This window comes from Campylobacter concisus, from assembly GCF_003048375.1.
In the GTDB taxonomy this organism is placed as follows: Bacteria; Campylobacterota; Campylobacteria; order Campylobacterales; family Campylobacteraceae; genus Campylobacter_A; species Campylobacter_A concisus_T.
Window position 1 is genome coordinate 1,746,726 of the sequence record NZ_CP021642.1, and the last position, 17,415, is coordinate 1,764,140.

Sequence of the window (17,415 nt, forward strand, 5' to 3'; positions counted from 1 at the left end):
GTAAAAGATGAAAAAGCTAATATTTTTTATCGCATTAGTAAGCCTTGCTTTTGGTTTTAACTTTGACATGGATAGTAAAAATGGAGCGATCCAAAACGTAAAAGAGCTAGGTCTTAAAGATACGCTCACTCTAAATTTGCAAAACGATAATGCAATAACTGGAGCTGACTATGATGAGGGCAAAAAGCACTTTGCTCTTGTCTCAAACGACAATGAATTTTACATCGCAGATGAGAATTTAAAGCCTCTAAGTTATGCTAAGCACGACCGTCATTTTATAATGGAGATGGAAGCAACAGTCGGAGCTACTTGGTATAAAAAAGAGCTTGGCATGATAAGTTATAACAAGACTTTTGTCTTTTATGAGCCAGCTAGCAACCTTAGCAAAGATGAGCAAAATAGCCAGTGGAGGCACCTATTGGCTGGATATGACGCGTGGAAGCTAAATGACCTTGGCAACAAGGGTAGATTTTCTACCATTAGATCAAAGCAGCAGTACATCTTAGGCTGGGACTACCTAGAGAATGAGAATAAATTTTTCACAGCTAGCGTGCCAAATGACGTTAGAGACTACTGGAGTGTGGCTATATTTGATGGTGACGACAAGATGATCTTAGAAGAATTTATGCCAAAAGCTGGAGCAAATTTGCAGCTAAAAGAAGGTAGAAATTTAAACAACTACTACATTACTGGTGTTGATGTGGAGCCTGGTGCGCTCTATCTTTTAAGCAAAAATTTCTCAACTATTTTAAAGTTAAATTTAACCACCAAAGAGATAGACGAGGCATTTAGTTTTAGTGGGGTAAATAACCCAAGAGCATTAGCAATCAAAGATAATAAATTTTACATCTTCTCACGAGAAGGCAAAGAGAATAAAGTTTTTATCTTTGAGGTGAAATAGCTATCAAATTTAAGGAGAAAACATGCAAAGACGTTCTTTCCTAAAAGGCACCGGAGCAGCTCTAGCAGCAGCTGGGACAGCTCCTAGCCTATTTGGTATGGAGCAATTTGAGGTGGATTTTAACCCAAAATCCTATAAGAACGAGGAAAATGTAGAGTACCACTACCTAACCTGTCCTAGAAACTGCCGTGATGCCTGTTCGATGATCGCTGAGATAAAAGATGGCAAAATGGTAAGCATAAAAGGCGATCCAAAACACCCTCTAACGCAAGGCACAGTCTGCGTCAAGGGTCACACCTATGCCATGCACCTATATAACGCTGACCGCATCATGCACCCTATGAAAAGAGTCGGTAAAAAAGGCGAGGGAAAATGGGAGAAGATAAGCTGGGATCAAGCCTTAAAAGAGATAGCTGCAAAGCTAACTGAGATAAAAGAGAAATTTGGCGGAGAAGCTTTGACCGAGTTTGTCTACTCTGGCAACGAAGGACATATCTCAAAAACTATCGCACCAGGAAATTTCTTTGAAAAATATGGAGCCACAAGACTTGTTAGAAACCCTTGTGACTGGCCAAGATATGCGGGTACTCCTAGCGTTATAGGTACTGACTTCTCAAAAGATGCACTTGAGATCGATGAGAGCGATATGTATATCAGCTGGGGATCAAACGAAGCTTATACAGCCGTACACTGGATAAGATTTGCTCACCGTGTTAAAAAAAGAGGCGGAAAGATCATCGTTATAAATACAATAAGAATTCCTCTAGCAAACCAAGCAGATATGTTTATCCAGCTAAAACCATCTAGCGACCCTGCATTTTGTCTAGCGGTCTGTAAATTTTTAATAGAAGAAGATCTATATGATCATGAATTTGTAGAAAAATACACAACAGGATTTGAAAATCTAGTACACGAGTGCTCACTCTACACCTATGGCGAGCTATCTGAGATGTGCGGAGCAAGTGTAGATCAGATCAAAGTTTTTGCTAGAGAGTACGCTCACGCAAAAGCACCAGCTATCATGCACGGCGATGGCGGACAAAGACACTTTAACGGAGCAAGACTTGTTCGTGCGGTTACATTTTTACCAGTTTTAACTGGCGCCTTGACAAAGCTTGGTGGCGGACTATTTTGGGCATACGTACATGTAAAAGGCTGCTTTAATTTCGACAACTGCATGCCAGATCTCTCTCCAAAAGATAAAGATGGCAAAAAGATAGAAAGACAGCAAGTAAGCTATATAGAATTTGGTAAAGGCATACAAAAAGAAAATCCAACATATCTTGATAAGCCTATAAACACTATCATTAGAGCATGTATCAACTACAACTCAAATTTAATGGTAACAGCACCAAATACAAATTTGATCAAAAAGCGTGTAATGGACGATGACTTCTTTTTGGTTGTAATTGATCCTTACGAAACAGATACCTGTGACTATGCTGACTATGTTCTACCTGGTGTTACATTTATGGAGAGTGAGGATATCCAAAACGACCAAATTTCTGGATACGTCTGTTACAACGCTCAAAGTGTAAAACCTCTTGGTGAAGCTAAGACAAATTTAGAGTTCTTTAACGCTCTTGCAAAAGCGATGGGCTATACAGAAGAGTGCTTTAACTGGGATAGTGAAACGGTTTGCAGACGCTTTTTGGATACAGAATTTGCCAAAAAACAAAATATCACCTATGAAAAACTAAAATCAGTCGGCTGGATCAAACCATTTAGAACGCCTGAAACAATGAAGGATCAGTTTCCGTACTACCCTTATGCGCCAAAAGACAAACTAGTCTTTGGTACAAAGAGTGGAAAATGCGAGCTTTACTCACAAACCTTTAAAGACGCAGGATATCATCCAGTAATAGACCTTGAAACCGACTGGGACTACTATGAAAAGAGCAATAAATTTGGAAAAGACTATCTTAAGAAATATCCGCTTTATTTCATGACGCCGGGTACTCAGCTCCAAGATAACTCAAACTGGGGCAATATGCCTTATATCTTAAAAAGAGTTATCGTTAAGGGCAATGCTGAGCTATTTATGACACGTGAAGATATGGAAGCACGCGGTATCAAAAATGGAGACACAGTTGAGGCAACAAACGAAAAAGGTACAGCCATCTTTACAGCAGTCGAGACAAATCAAATGAACCCAGGCATAGTCTATGCGTGGAACAACATCTGGGTAAAAGTGACTAAATCAAGAACTGGAGCAAATATACTTTGCTCTGATGGTGTTAGCGATCTAGGAAATGGCTCAACCTATACAGCTAGCTTTTGTGAAGTAAAAAAAGCAGCTAAACAAGAGATGTAAAGGGGTCTAAGATGAAAAGAAAACAAGGTTTTTTATTTGATTATAACTTTTGTATAGGCTGCAAGGCTTGTGAAATTTCATGTCAAGTCTATCACAACCAAGATCCAGATATAAACTGGAGACATGTTGATGGCCTTATGATACATGAAGATGGCATAGAAAAAGAGATCTTTATAACTCACTCTTGTCATCACTGCGACGAGCCAGCCTGTATGGATGTCTGCCCAGTTGGGGCTTATATCAAGCTAGAAAATGGTGTCGTACAGCCACTTCATGATAAGTGCATAGGCTGCGGATACTGCTTGATGGCTTGCCCTTATGGCTCTATTACAAAAGGTAAAGACGGTAAAGCTCAAAAGTGTAATCTCTGCGCTGAAAAACTTGAGCGTGGCGAAGAGCCAGCTTGTGTAGCAGGCTGTCCATGTGGAGTACTAAAACTAGTTGATAGCAACGTTAGCGACAGCGCTGGTATGCAAAAAGAGATGCCAGGCTTTAAACACTTCTTTACCAAGCCAAATATCCGCTTTTATCCAAGAATGAAGCGAAACGAATTCATACACTAAAGAGTAAAAGATGGATAAGGTCAAAGAAAAGCTTAGCGTTAGCCTTAGTGTTGAAGACTTTTTAAGGCGATTTTTCTTAGTAGAGCTTAGAGAGCAAAATTTAGATGAGCTCATAAGCCTAAGCCTTAATTTTAGTGATAAATTTAAAAATCATGACTTCATACTTTGGCTAAATAAGTGTAAAGATGATCTAAATTTGCTAGACGAGCTAAGATATGAATTTAATAGGCTATTTGTAGGGCCAAGACACCCAAAAGCTGAGCCATACGAGTCGGTTTATTTTGATTATAAAACGATGTTTGGCGAAAAGACTATGCAGGTGCGTGGCTTTTATAAAAGCTCTGGACTAAAGCTTAGCAAAGAGCAGTTTGATAAATTTCCAGATGATTTCATCGGATACGAGCTGCAATACCTTTACTTTCTAAGTTTCAATGCCTTACAAGCAGACGAAAAAGAGAAAATGGATGAAATTTTACATAAAAAATATGACTTCATCCGCACTCATCCGTTTGAGTGGTTTTATAAATTTAGCTCTCGCTGTAAGGAGGCTACAAATTTAGAAGCCTATGTGAGCTTTGCTGATTTTTTAAATTTATATCTTGAAAACGAGATAGAGCAGTCAAGAGCTCTTCTAACTTTTAAGAGTTAAAGGATAGATAATGGAACAAACAACTTGGGGATGGCTCATAGTCATATATCTGTTTTTAGGTGGTTTAGGTGCTGGGGCATTTTTGTGCTCGGCTTTAGCCTATAAAGGCTTTTTGGGCAAGCTCGATGAGAAATTTTACAAATTTGGATTTTTGCTAGCGCCAATAGCGGTCATAGTTGGAACTGTACTTTTGCTATTTGACCTAGCACCAAGTGCGGCGATCAATCCAGCTAAGATCATAGGTCTTTACACAAGACCAGTTTCTATAATGAGTATCGGCACATATCTTCTAACATTTTTCATAATAGTTAGCGTGCTCGTGCTTTTACAAGTTAAAAAAGCTGGCAAAATTTGCGATATGATGCTTAGTTTTGGCTCGCTACTTGCAATTGGAGTGATGGGTTATACTGGACTACTTTTGTATGTTGTAAAAGCGATCCCACTATGGGCAAGCATATGGCTACCGATTTTATTTACGATCTCCGCGATCTCTACAGGGCTTAGCGCAAATGCCGCCGCTACGCTAAATGCGGGGCACGGGCTAAGCCAATGCGCGCATAAATTTCACGTCGTTTTAGTCGCACTTGAGATTGTTGCGGTACTAGCGCTATTTGCTAGCGTGAGAAGCGAGGCTGCGGGCATGGCTAGCGTGACTAAGATAGTCAGCGGCTCGCTTGCGCCGATGTTTTGGATAGGCTTTATAGTGCTTGGTCTTGCACTGCCATTAATTGGCGGCAGTAAATTTATGCTACAAAGATGTAGCGTGACAAAAGACGGAGCAGTATGCGGATGTAGCGAAGGCGTTAAAAGCTGCGTATATAATGAATATGGTGTTTTAATCGGCGGTTTTTGCCTAAGAGCATTTATCGTTCTTGGAGCAATTTATATATTTTAATAAACTTTCTCCCTTTAAAACTAGGTCAGATAGAATCTGGCCTAGCTATCTAATCATTTCTCGCCAAGTGGCCAGTAAACAACTGGTTTAGCTCCAAGTCTTGCCTCACCATGATACATACCAAGCTTATCTTTAGTCCAAGCAAAGCCAGTCTTACCAAGTTTATCGATAGAGATGATACCGCCACTACCGCCTAGTGCTGCTACCTCTTTTACAGCCTCTTCGGCTGCTTTTTGCACATCTGAAGTTTTGTATTTATAAAGAGCTGAGACCTCATGAGCAGCATTTACGCGCATATAGATATCACCTGTGCCTGTGCAAGAGACTGCCACTGAATCATTATCTGCATAGGTTCCAGAGCCAATTATCGGACTATCACCTATACGGCCAGTCATTTTATTTGTCATGCCACCAGTACTTGTTGCTGCAGCTAGGTTGCCATTTTTATCAAGAGCTATCGCTCCAACAGTACCGAGATATGGACGCTCATATAAATTTAGTGAGGTTTTCTTTGTCTTTTCACTATCAAGCATGAGCTTTTGTTTCTCTTTAGCCCTTTGGAGTGCGTCATATCTAAACTGCGTGAAAAAGTACTTTTGATCAACCATCTCTAGGCCGTTTTCTTTGGCTAGTTTGTCAGCTCCATCGCCAGCAACAAGCGTGTGCCAAGTCTTATCCATTACGACTCTTGCGCCAAGGATTGGGTTTTTGATATGTCTTGCCATCGCAACTGCGCCTGCTTTTTTAGTAGAACCGTCCATAATAGAAGCGTCTAGCTCATTAAAGCCATCAGCTGTAAATACTGCGCCCTTGCCAGCATTGAAATTTGGATCGTCTTCTAACACCATAATGGCTGCCGTCACTGCATCCATCGCGCTACCACCCTTTTCAAGCACAGCTTGGCCGGCCAAAAGCGCCTTTTTCATAGGCTCTTCACGCACTTTAAACTCATCTTTAGTAAGCTCAAGTCCGCTAGTGCCACCATGTATGACTATGACGGGACTAAATTTATCCTCTGCGTTTAAGAGTGAGCCTGCGAATAAGGCAACGCCAGCTGCTACAAAAACAGCTTTTGAAAATGCTAGTTTCATACGCTCTCCTTTAAAGAAATTTGATAAATCTTAAGAAAATAATATAACTTAATACTTTTCGTTTAGCTTAATATAAGTATACACTTTTGCATGAGGCAGTGTTAAATTTAATAAATTTAGCATCGCGTTCGTTTGTGTGTAATAAAACTTTAGCAAGAACAATAAATACATAAACTATCAACGCATCACCTCAAAAATGACTTTTTGAAGATCAGCTTAGAGCTTGCTAATATCAAATGGCTAAATGATAAATCTTATTTAAAAGGTAAAAAGAACAGTTAAAAATATGGGGTAAATAGCGTTAAGATCGTTATTTTAGCAGATGGGGACATGGAGTAAAAATAGGAAACTCAAAATGCAAAATTTAGGCATTTTTTGCATTTGAAAGTCTAAAGCTTCAAATAGCTTCAAAGTCCCTTTAAGCAACTCCTTTTTCTGTTATGCGTCACGACCCATACAATAGCGCAATTTTCTAAATTTTTGCCGTCTATTATGATAGGTTTATACTCTTCATTATCCAAAAATAGAGTTATAACATCCGCTATCTGATTTTTTTCTAATAGTTTTACGAATACGCCGCCGCATATTTATGACGTGTACATTGCAGCTTATTATGTCACCTGTATTTGCCGCACTTATAAAAAGAAGTTCACCATTAGCAAATACCATGCTGTCGCCTTTGGCATTAATAACATGATAAGGTTCGGGTATTTTTTAACAACCAATGGAATAAATATCCCAAATTTTATGATCGCATATATTAGAACTTTAATCTAACTACCTAAAACCCAGTTCGAAAAAATCAGATTATAAACTATAAGCTTGAAGAAATTAATATAAAAACAAGTAAAAGAATTTAATACTTTAATACTTAAATAGAAATAAACACCAATAAAAACAAGATTAATAACATAAGAATTAAAGCAGACTAACAACAAAGCCCGCAACGACCTACTTTTCCAACATCCCAGTAAGGGAGAGTATCATCAGCCAGGACGAGCTTAGCTTCTTGGTTCGAGATGGAGCAAGGCGTTTCCTCGTCTGTATAGTCACGGGCAGTGTTAAATAAAAGATATAATAGCTAAATCTCTTATTTAACACTACTAGATAAAGTTAAAAGTCATAAACAAAGTTTTGTAAAAACATATCTTATTAAGTTTTTATCCTTAACAAGGAAGTGATGCTTATTAAAAGATAAGCAGACGAGCTATTAGTACTGGTCAGCTAAAGGACTTTCATCCATTACACACCCAGCCTATCAAACACATAGTCTATATGAGCTCTTAAAAGAAGATTCATCTTGGAGTTGGCTTCCTGCTTAGATGCTTTCAGCAGTTATCACATCCCAACATAGCTACCGAGCGGTGCCCTTGGCAGGACAACTCGTACACCAGTGGTTGGTTCGACCCGGTCCTCTCGTACTAGGGTCAACTCTCCTCAATCTTCTTGCGCCCACGGCAGATAGGGACCGAACTGTCTCACGACGTTCTGAACCCAGCTCGCGTACCGCTTTAAATGGCGAACAGCCATACCCTTGGGACCTGCTCCAGCCCCAGGATGCGATGAGCCGACATCGAGGTGCCAAACCTCCCCGTCGATGTGAGCTCTTGGGGGAGATCAGCCTGTTATCCCCGGGGTACCTTTTATCCTTTGAGCGATGGCCCTTCCACACAGAACCACCGGATCACTAAGACCGACTTTCGTCTCTGCTTGACGTGTATGTCTCGCAGTTAAGCTGGCTTATGCCTTTATACTCTACGAACGATTTCCAACCGTTCTGAGCCAACCTTTGTAAGCCTCCGTTACATTTTGGGAGGCGACCGCCCCAGTCAAACTACCCACCAGACATTGTCCTACTTGAGGATAACTCAAGCTAGTTAGCTATCAGAATAAAAAAGAGCGGTATCTCAACAATGGCTCACCATAAACTGGCGTCTATGGATCAAAGCCTCCCGCCTATCCTGCACATTTTTATCCCAATAGCAGTGTCAAGCTGTAGTAAAGGTCCACGGGGTCTTTCCGTCTTGCCGCGGGTAGGAGGAATTTTCACCTCCACTACAATTTCACTGGATCCCTCTTCGAGACAGCTCCCATCTCGTTACGCCATTCATGCAGGTCGATATTTAATCGACAAGGAATTTCGCTACCTTAGGACCGTTATAGTTACGGCCGCCGTTTACTCGGGCTTCGATCAAACGCTTCGCAGAGCTAACGTCATCAATTAACCTTCGAGCACCGGGCAGGCGTCACACCCTATACATCCTCTTACGAGTTAGCAGAGTGCTGTGTTTTTGGTAAACAGTCGGGAGGGACTCTTTGTTGTAACCTTCAATGCTTACGGAGTAAATCCTTCACAAAGTTAGGCACACCTTATACCGAAGATACGGTGCTATTTTGCAGAGTTCCTTGAAGAGAGTTCTTCCACGCGCCTTAGAATACTCATCCCACCCACCTGTGTCGGTTTACGGTACGGGCAACTATAACTAAACTTAGAAACTTTTCTTGGCTCGACAGTATCAAGGATTTACGATTCATTCCGAAAAACTTCACGTACCTGTAAGGCCTCGGCTTAAAGGAGTTCGGATTTACCTGAACTCCAACCTGCACCTTTCGACCAGCACTACCATCCGCTGGCTCCTCTAACTCTAAGCGTCCTTCCATCGCACATTATAGTTGGCATTGGAATATTAACCAATTTTCCATCGCATACCCCTTTCGGACTTTGCTTAGGACCCGGCTAACCCTACGATGACGAGCATCGCGTAGGAAACCTTGGGTTTACGGCGTTGGGGATTCTCACCCCAATTATCGCTACTCATGCCTGCATGCTCACTTGTATTCGCTCCAGCACTCCTTACCGGTATACCTTCAACGCAAATACAACGCTCTCCTACCACTTAGTAAAACTAAGTCTAAAGCTTCGGTACTCATTTTAGCCCCGTTATATTTTCCGCGCAGAATCACTAGACCAGTGAGCTATTACGCTTTCTTTAAAGGATGGCTGCTTCTAAGCCAACCTCCTGGTTGTTTAAGTAACTCCACATCGTTTTCCACTTAAATGAGATTTAGGGACCTTAGCTGTTAGTCTGGGTTGTTCCCCTCTCGACGACGGATTTTATCACTCGCCGCCTGACTGCCATGATTACACACTAGGTATTCGGAGTTTGATAGGGTTTGGTACATTGGTGTATGCCCTAGCCCATTCAGTGCTCTACCCCCTAGTGTTACTACATGACGCTATACCTAAATATATTTCGGAGAGAACCAGCTATCACGATGTTTGATTGGCCTTTCACCCCTATCCACAAGTCATCCCATAGCTTTTCAACGCTAGCGGGTTCGGTCCTCCACCGGCTCTTACACCGGTTTCAACCTGCTCATGGATAGATCACATCGTTTCGGGTCTGCAACGTCTGACTAAACGCCCTATTAAGACTCGCTTTCGCTACGGCTCCGGGTTTCCTTAACCTCGCCAGACATCACAACTCGCAGGCTCATTATGCAAAAGGCAGTCCATCACCCTGATAAATCATAGGGCTCTGAATGATTGTAAGCAAATGGTTTCAGGTTCTATTTCACTCTGATCACCTCAGTTCTTTTCACCTTTCCCTCACGGTACTTGTGCACTATCGGTCTAGTAGTAGTATTTAGGGTTGGATAGTGGTCTACCCAGCTTCAGACAGAATATCACGTGTTCCGCCCTACTCAGGATACTGCTAAGTAAAACAAAGCTTTCATATACGGGGGTATCACCCTCTGTGCCTAACCTTTCCAGGTTGTTCTATTAGCTAAGTTTAGTCTATATTGCAGTCCTACAACCCCACTAGTAAACTAGTGGTTTGCCCTCTTACGCGTTCGCTCGCCGCTACTAGCGTAATCTCTTTTGATTTCTTTTCCTGAGGGTACTAAGATGTTTCAATTCCCCTCGTTCGCTCCGTTATACGGTAACTAATATCTCTATTAGTTGGGTTGCCCCATTCAGAAATTCCCGGATCAAAGCCCCTTGACGGCTCCCCGAGACTTATCGCAGCCTGGCACGTCTTTCATCGCCTCTACTAGCCAAGGCATCCACCACTTGCTCTTTGTAGCTTACCTTTTCTATATTAGATTATTCTAATTCGCATCACTTCCTTGTTAAAGATAACTTTAGTTACTACATTTAAATTCTAACTCTCAAGACGGAAAGCATTGACTACTATTTAGATAAGTTTTAAATCCTAAATAGATTGTGATGTCAAACTTTTGCATTAAATGCAAAGAGAATAGAAATTTAAATCTTTAACAAGTCCTGTAAAATTGTTTTTAAAACTTGCTTGTGACTATTAACAATATTAATTAAAAGAACATTTAGACTTCGCAGACTAGCAAGCTAGTCTTTACGACCAAAGAGTTACACCCTTTGGAAACCCCTAAAGCACAAAGTTGCTTTCGGCAACTTCGTAATCAATAAAGATTAAGACACTTAAAAGTCTAAAGTAAATGTTTCTAAAAACACTTAATATAGACTTTTACTGTTAAACTATTTTATGGTGGAGAATAGCGGGATCGAACCGCTGACCTCCTGCGTGCAAAGCAGGCGCTCTCCCAGCTGAGCTAATTCCCCAATTAAATTCTCTGGTGGGCCTAACAAGACTTGAACTTGTGACCTCACCCTTATCAGGGGTGCACTCTAACCAGCTGAGCTATAGGCCCCTATAGGTCTATCAATCTTTCAAAACTAAACAAGGATGATTGAGAATATCTTTCTTATAGATATCTTGTGAGAGAATATCTATATGTACTCTAGAAAGGAGGTGATCCAACCGCAGGTTCTCCTACGGTTACCTTGTTACGACTTCACCCCAGTCGCTGATTCCACTGTGGACGGTAACTAATTTAGTATTCCGGCTTCGAGTGAAATCAACTCCCATGGTGTGACGGGCGGTGAGTACAAGACCCGGGAACGTATTCACCGTAGCATGGCTGATCTACGATTACTAGCGATTCCGGCTTCATGGAGTCGAGTTGCAGACTCCAATCCGAACTGGGACATATTTTATAGATTTGCTCCATCTCGCGATATTGCTTCTCATTGTATATGCCATTGTAGCACGTGTGTCGCCCCGGACATAAGGGCCATGATGACTTGACGTCGTCCACACCTTCCTCCTCCTTACGAAGGCAGTCTCATTAGAGTGCTCAGCCGAACTGTTAGCAACTAATGACGTGGGTTGCGCTCGTTGCGGGACTTAACCCAACATCTCACGACACGAGCTGACGACAGCCGTGCAGCACCTGTCTTAACATTTCTGCAAGCAGACACTCTTCTATCTCTAGATGATTTGTTAGATATCAAGTCCGGGTAAGGTTCTTCGCGTATCTTCGAATTAAACCACATGCTCCACCGCTTGTGCGGGTCCCCGTCTATTCCTTTGAGTTTTAATCTTGCGACCGTACTCCCCAGGCGGTATACTTAATCCGTTAGGTGCATTACTGCCAAGACTAGCTTAGCAACAACTAGTATACATCGTTTAGGGCGTGGACTACCAGGGTATCTAATCCTGTTTGCTCCCCACGCTTTCACGCATTAGCGTCAGTTGAGTTCCAGCAGATCGCCTTCGCAATGGGTATTCCTGGTGATCTCTACGGATTTTACCCCTACACCACCAATTCCATCTGCCTCTCCCTCACTCTAGATTATCAGTTTCCCAAGCAGTTCTATGGTTAAGCCATAGGATTTCACAAGAGACTTGATAATCCGCCTACGCGTCCTTTACGCCCAGTGATTCCGAGTAACGCTTGCACCCTCCGTATTACCGCGGCTGCTGGCACGGAGTTAGCCGGTGCTTATTCGTTAGGTACCGTCATTGTTCTTCCCTAACAAAAGGAGTTTACGCTCCGAAAAGTGTCATCCTCCACGCGGCGTTGCTGCTTCAGGGTTTCCCCCATTGAGCAATATTCCCTACTGCTGCCTCCCGTAGGAGTCTGGACCGTGTCTCAGTTCCAGTGTGACTGATCATCCTCTCAGACCAGTTATGCGTCATAGCCTTGGTGAGCCATTACCTCACCAACTAGCTGATACAATATAGCCTCATCCTACACCGAAGAACTTTCCCTATCTAACTTATGTTAGATAGGAGTATAGAGTATTAGCAGTCGTTTCCAACTGTTGTCCTCTAGTGTAGGGCAGATTAGCTATACATTACTCACCCGTGCGCCACTAACTCATAAGAGCAAGCTCTTACTCGTCCGTTCGACTTGCATGTATTAGGCACGCCGCCAGCGTTCACTCTGAGCCAGGATCAAACTCTCCATATTAATTACCTATCTAATAGATAGGATTTTTATTATGAAGTTTTTAATCAAAAAAACTTTTAGTTTTTATATTAGTTTGTCTAATCTATTATTTAATCATAATAGACTGGCTCAATCGATCACTTGTTTAGATTTCAAAGATTGACTAATAGTTTAACAATTGTAAGTTAAAAGAACAACGATAAGAAAAAGGCTTTATTAACGTTGAAGTTAAAGGTGGTTTCTCGTTTCGTGAGCTGGAATTATATATGAGGGATGCTTAAAGGTAGTTGAAATAATTGCAAAATATTTTACAAATTTAAATTTTATTTCTGATACATAAGCTTCCTTGCTCTCCGTTTGATTTAACGCCGCCACTTTGATAGCAAATTTACCTCTATGATTACATAGGCTGTGTTACTTCGTCCTTGATCTCAACAGTAACAGTTGTTCCGCTAGTATCATTTGTATATGCGGTATAGCCGTCAGTTGATGCACCCTTTTGCCAACCAGTATCTTTAAATTCTACTTTATCTCCAGCATCAGCTGTTATTTTTAGAGTATTATCACCATCTGTTAAGCTTATAACATCACTTAGTTTTACGCTTAAAGTAGTATTTTGGCTCTTGTTAGAGATATTAAGCTCTTCAAAGTTGTGTGCTTGGCTTGCAATACTATCTAAATTTATAGATGTTCCTGGATTAGTGATAGCTAGTTTGTCATAGCCAGTACCACCGTTGATGTCGTTGTTATTGCCTTTGATCCAGCCAACTGTTATAGTATCATTACCATCACCTAAATTTATCTTAGAATTTATGACATAGCCTCCAGCTTCTATAACATCATCGCCACTTCCAGTTGTGACTTTCGAGTTATCTATGTTTGTGCCAACTTTTAGTTTATTATTTCCGTCACCTAGATATACACCATATTCTTCATTTGTTCCTGCGATCTTACCGCTAGCATTCCATATATAACCTCTTACTTCTACATTGTCATCGCCACTTCCAGTTGTGACTTTAGAGTTATCGATATTAGTTCCAACATCAAGCTTATTATTACCATCACCTAGATCTACTATTGACTTACCAGTTATATAACCATCTCCATTGGTAAATTTATTATTCGCCTCGTCAAAGCCGGTTTTAACTATATCATCACCACTACCCATTTGAACTTTAGAGCCAGATATATTTGAATAAACACTTAAATAATTGTCCCCATCACCTAGGTTAATCTCAGATCCATCAGTGACATAACGACTACCGTGGTTTGCGGTTCCGACTACTACCTTGTCATTGCCGCTACCACCTATAATGGTTCCAGTATCAACATCCGTGCCTATTCCTAGTTCATTGTTATAATAGCGAGCTCCATTGCTATTAACTATATGGCTAGCTACTTTACTATCTGAAGCTGTGTTGCCAACAGTATCGCTTATCTCGACACTTATTTTTTCATTAGGGCTAATAGTTCTTGTTAAATTTACCTTCCCATCAAATTTTCCATTAGCATCAGTAGTAGCTCTACCTATCTCATGGTCATTTGCATCTTTGATGATAAATTCTCTATTGTCTTCATCTGAGCTAACTGAGATACGAACAGTTTTAGTTAGTTTGGCATCACTTTCACCTAGATTAATGATACCTTTATTGCCCAGAATACCTCCTAAGTATCCTCCTATACTTATCTTATCATTTCCTTTACCAGCTAGTACTTCAGCGCCACCTGTAACATTACCACTAACATTAAGAATATCATTGTGGTCACTAAGAGGCATTTTTCCACCTGTTAAATTTCTTACTGGCAATGGCATAGTTCCTGCACCTGGTAAGCTACTACTATCTGCAACAAGATCAACACTTTCTAGTGTGATACTTACATGAGTATCTATATCTATTGCATACTCGCCACTTGTCTTGCTAGAGCCACCGATAGTTGCTTTGGCTGTAAATTTATGCTCGCCGTCATTTAGTGGGGTGCTAGGTGTAAAGCTCCAGTTACCATCTTTGTCAGCTGTAGTTGTACCCAAAGAGTGTGTACCATCAAAAATTTCGATCGTAGCAAATTTATCTGCTTTGCCTATCAACTCTGGAGTTTTATCATCTGTTTTTCCACCTTTTGATATGTCGCCTGTTATGCTACCAAAATCATCATGTACGGTTGTGATAGTAACATCTTTAACATTTACAGTCTCACGGAAGACATAATTTGCAATGTCGCTTGCGCTATCATTGCCATTTAGGTTAAGATGATCTGTGATGGTCGCATCAACACGAGTTGCGTGAACAAAACCAGCTTCATCTCTACTATATAGAGTTATTTCAGATACATCTATAGCACTGTTATTTACTGATGGGATACCTGCATGTATGACATTACCGCTTGCATCAACCTCGTCAAATGTCACAGTACCATCAGCCGCTTTGTGGATAACAAATGTCTTTACAGCAGTTGGAGCTGGATTATCATCTGGATATTTTACTACGCCAGTATCTGCATAAATTTTGTTATAGTCAGTTATAGCAACTGTTAGTTTATCGCCATCTGAGAAGATACTTGGTAGCTTGATACGTGCTGTTGTGTGGTGTATATCACCATCTAGTCCAGCATATTCCATTTTCATGCCAATAGATCCAGGTCCACCATTGCCTACTACAGCTGGATCAAATTCTTTGCTGCCTTCTACAAACATAACAGTTGGGGCTTGCATGCTTTCTCTACTTATATACCTAGAATTCATACCCATACTCGAATCATCTTCGCCTGTTATTTTTACTTCTATACCACGTGAATGTGTATGATCATAGTTGGCTGTTGGCATATCGTGGATATCTATACCAAATTTCTCGCCAGCGCCATTTGTAGATGTAAGACCTGATTTTATAGGTGTCTTATCAGTCTCTGAAGTGATCTGATCAACCGTCATAGAGCCATCAGCTGCTTTATGAACTAAGAAATACTTATAAGCAGTCGTATCTGTGCCACCTGTTGCAGCTAAAGATGCAGCACTAGGTCCAAAACCATATTTTACGGTTATAACGTCGCCATCTTGGATATTGTCAGGTAATGATATACGAGCTGTGGTGTGGTTTATGTCACCATCAAGTGCAGCCGTGGCTCTATTATACCTCCTAGTAGTATCTATATTGCCAGTTTTCATATCGCTTAAAACATTACCATTCTTATCAAGCTCTACAAATTCAACGTCAGCCATTTTGACATTTTCAAATTTAACACTTGAAGTAGCTTTAAGAGTTGTGCCTTCTAGCTCAGCTGTGATACTAGCTGCATTTCCGAGGGCTGTTTGATAGTGGTTATAGTCGTAGCTAACCTTTATGCCATTATCGCCGTCAAATGCATTGTTGCCTTTTGTATCTACAACGCTTGTAATATTGCCACTAGCATCTTTATGAACTGTGTAATAGTCATTTATGCCAGTGCCTATGACATGTATCTTGCTGCTGTCCTTTGCAAGGTTTGGTATGCTGATAGTTGCAGTAGCTTTTGCGCCACCCTCGGCATAGTTCTCGCCTCTTGTGATAGTGCCATTGCCATCTGCATCATCATTAAATTTGATAGTAAATTTATCTGGAGCAGTAGTCTCGCCTGTGGCTGTGTTGCCAGCGCCATCAGTGGCCTTTGCGATCACTGGAGTGTTGTCTTTTGTCGCATTGTCGCTGATAGTGACCTTGCCACTATGTGGATCAAGCTTGAAAGCACCTGTTGGAGCTGTCGTCTTGCCAGATGTGCTATCTACGACCCAGCCGGCGCTTGGGTTTTTGACCACGGTTATAGTTTGCGTGTTGCCACCATTATCTGTGTATGAAATTTCAACCTTTGTCGCGTCATTGTCGTGAGGCACTACATCAACTGTGCCGTCAGCCTTTGGGGTGAGATCTACTTGTGGCGGTACAACGTCTGATACTGGAGTAGTAACTGGTGTACCATTGCCTGCATCATCTTTTGGAGTAACTTTTACCTCAGTACCTGGTTTTAGTGGTTTATTATCTGGTGTAGGAACACTAAATGTACCATCAGGATTTACTGGAACTGTAACTGGGGTATGACCAGGAATTTCAACAATTACAGTGGTATTTGGATCTGGGTTTGGAACCTTACCAGTTACTACTGTTGAAGTGTTGTTAATTGGATCTAGAGTTACTGTTGGGATAGTAGTATCTACAAAACCAGTGTCACCACCAGCATTATCGGCTGCGCCGCTTACGCCGCCTATCCTCTCAGCACCTCTTGCGCTGTTTAGGTCGCCTATAGAGCGAAAATTTTCATTGATATTTGAGTAGTGACCGCCCTCATCAAACGACGCTGCACCAAGGCTAACGCCATCTCCACCACCAGCTGCGGCTGCGTTACCACCAGCGGCAGTCTCCTCTAGTTTTGTTAGATCTTCGCCGTTTAACAACGCTTTTTGCAAGTCACTAACATCGGCTACTTTATTTGAATTTTGTCCTGCGGCTACATTTTCATCAAGCTTTAACGACTCATCACCCAAGATGGTGACATCTTTGCCATTGTCCATTGAAACTACGGCTTTAGAAGAAGCTGAAGAGGTCTTTATAACCTCCCCAAGATATAAAGCGTCGCCAACTTTTAAAACGCGGCTAACGCCATTTTGATCTACAGCTACTACTAAGCCTGAGATTTGTTTGATTACTCCTACTTGAGTTTGCATGTCTATCCTTATCGTAAAATAAATTTTACGTAATTT

General features: G+C 41.3%; 7 protein-coding genes, 2 tRNA genes and 3 rRNA genes. 5 read left to right on the forward strand and 7 right to left on the reverse strand.

The window, feature by feature from the left end; all coding sequences use genetic code 11:
• The first annotated feature begins 7 nt into the window (after window positions 1-7).
• Genes CCS77_RS08690 through nrfD form a run of 5 tightly spaced genes read left to right on the forward strand, consistent with a single transcriptional unit; the run spans window position 8 to window position 5,322 of the window.
• Window positions 8-901, forward strand: a complete 894-nt coding sequence (locus tag CCS77_RS08690) for a hypothetical protein (protein ID WP_107917163.1) — start codon at window positions 8-10, stop codon at window positions 899-901.
• 22 nt (window positions 902-923) lie between these two features.
• Entirely contained in the window at window positions 924-3,215 is a 2,292-nt protein-coding gene (locus tag CCS77_RS08695; RefSeq protein WP_107917164.1) for a molybdopterin-containing oxidoreductase family protein, read from the forward strand.
• Window positions 3,216-3,226: 11 nt separating this feature from the next.
• Window positions 3,227-3,778, forward strand: a complete 552-nt coding sequence (locus CCS77_RS08700) for a 4Fe-4S dicluster domain-containing protein (protein ID WP_012140509.1) — start codon at window positions 3,227-3,229, stop codon at window positions 3,776-3,778.
• A 10-nt stretch (window positions 3,779-3,788) separates the two neighbouring features.
• The gene (locus CCS77_RS08705; RefSeq protein WP_107917165.1) at window positions 3,789-4,427 is read left to right on the forward strand and encodes a TorD/DmsD family molecular chaperone; all 639 of its coding nucleotides are present in this window, start codon (window positions 3,789-3,791) and stop codon (window positions 4,425-4,427) included.
• A gap of 10 nt (window positions 4,428-4,437) precedes the next feature.
• Entirely contained in the window at window positions 4,438-5,322 is an 885-nt protein-coding gene (gene nrfD, locus CCS77_RS08710) for an NrfD/PsrC family molybdoenzyme membrane anchor subunit (RefSeq protein WP_107917166.1), read from the forward strand.
• Window positions 5,323-5,375: 53 nt separating this feature from the next.
• On the opposite strand, the gene CCS77_RS08715 is transcribed toward nrfD, so the two are convergent.
• From CCS77_RS08715 to CCS77_RS08745, 7 genes are all read right to left on the reverse strand, one after another.
• Window positions 5,376-6,413, reverse strand: a complete 1,038-nt coding sequence (locus CCS77_RS08715; protein ID WP_107917167.1) for an isoaspartyl peptidase/L-asparaginase family protein — start codon at window positions 6,411-6,413, stop codon at window positions 5,376-5,378.
• A gap of 938 nt (window positions 6,414-7,351) precedes the next feature.
• Window positions 7,352-7,470, reverse strand: a 5S ribosomal RNA gene (gene rrf, locus CCS77_RS08720).
• A 133-nt stretch (window positions 7,471-7,603) separates the two neighbouring features.
• A 23S ribosomal RNA gene (locus tag CCS77_RS08725) occupies window positions 7,604-10,508 on the reverse strand.
• Window positions 10,509-10,940: 432 nt separating this feature from the next.
• A tRNA-Ala gene (locus CCS77_RS08730) sits at window positions 10,941-11,016 on the reverse strand.
• Between the two features lie 12 nt (window positions 11,017-11,028).
• Window positions 11,029-11,105 (reverse strand) — tRNA-Ile (locus CCS77_RS08735).
• Window positions 11,106-11,199: 94 nt separating this feature from the next.
• Window positions 11,200-12,710: ribosomal RNA gene (locus CCS77_RS08740) — 16S ribosomal RNA — on the reverse strand.
• Together the 16S, 23S and 5S rRNA genes with 2 tRNA genes alongside form the textbook arrangement of a ribosomal RNA operon.
• 379 nt (window positions 12,711-13,089) lie before the next feature.
• Window positions 13,090-17,379, reverse strand: a complete 4,290-nt coding sequence (locus CCS77_RS08745; protein ID WP_107917168.1) for a retention module-containing protein — start codon at window positions 17,377-17,379, stop codon at window positions 13,090-13,092.
• Window positions 17,380-17,415: the final 36 nt, after the last annotated feature.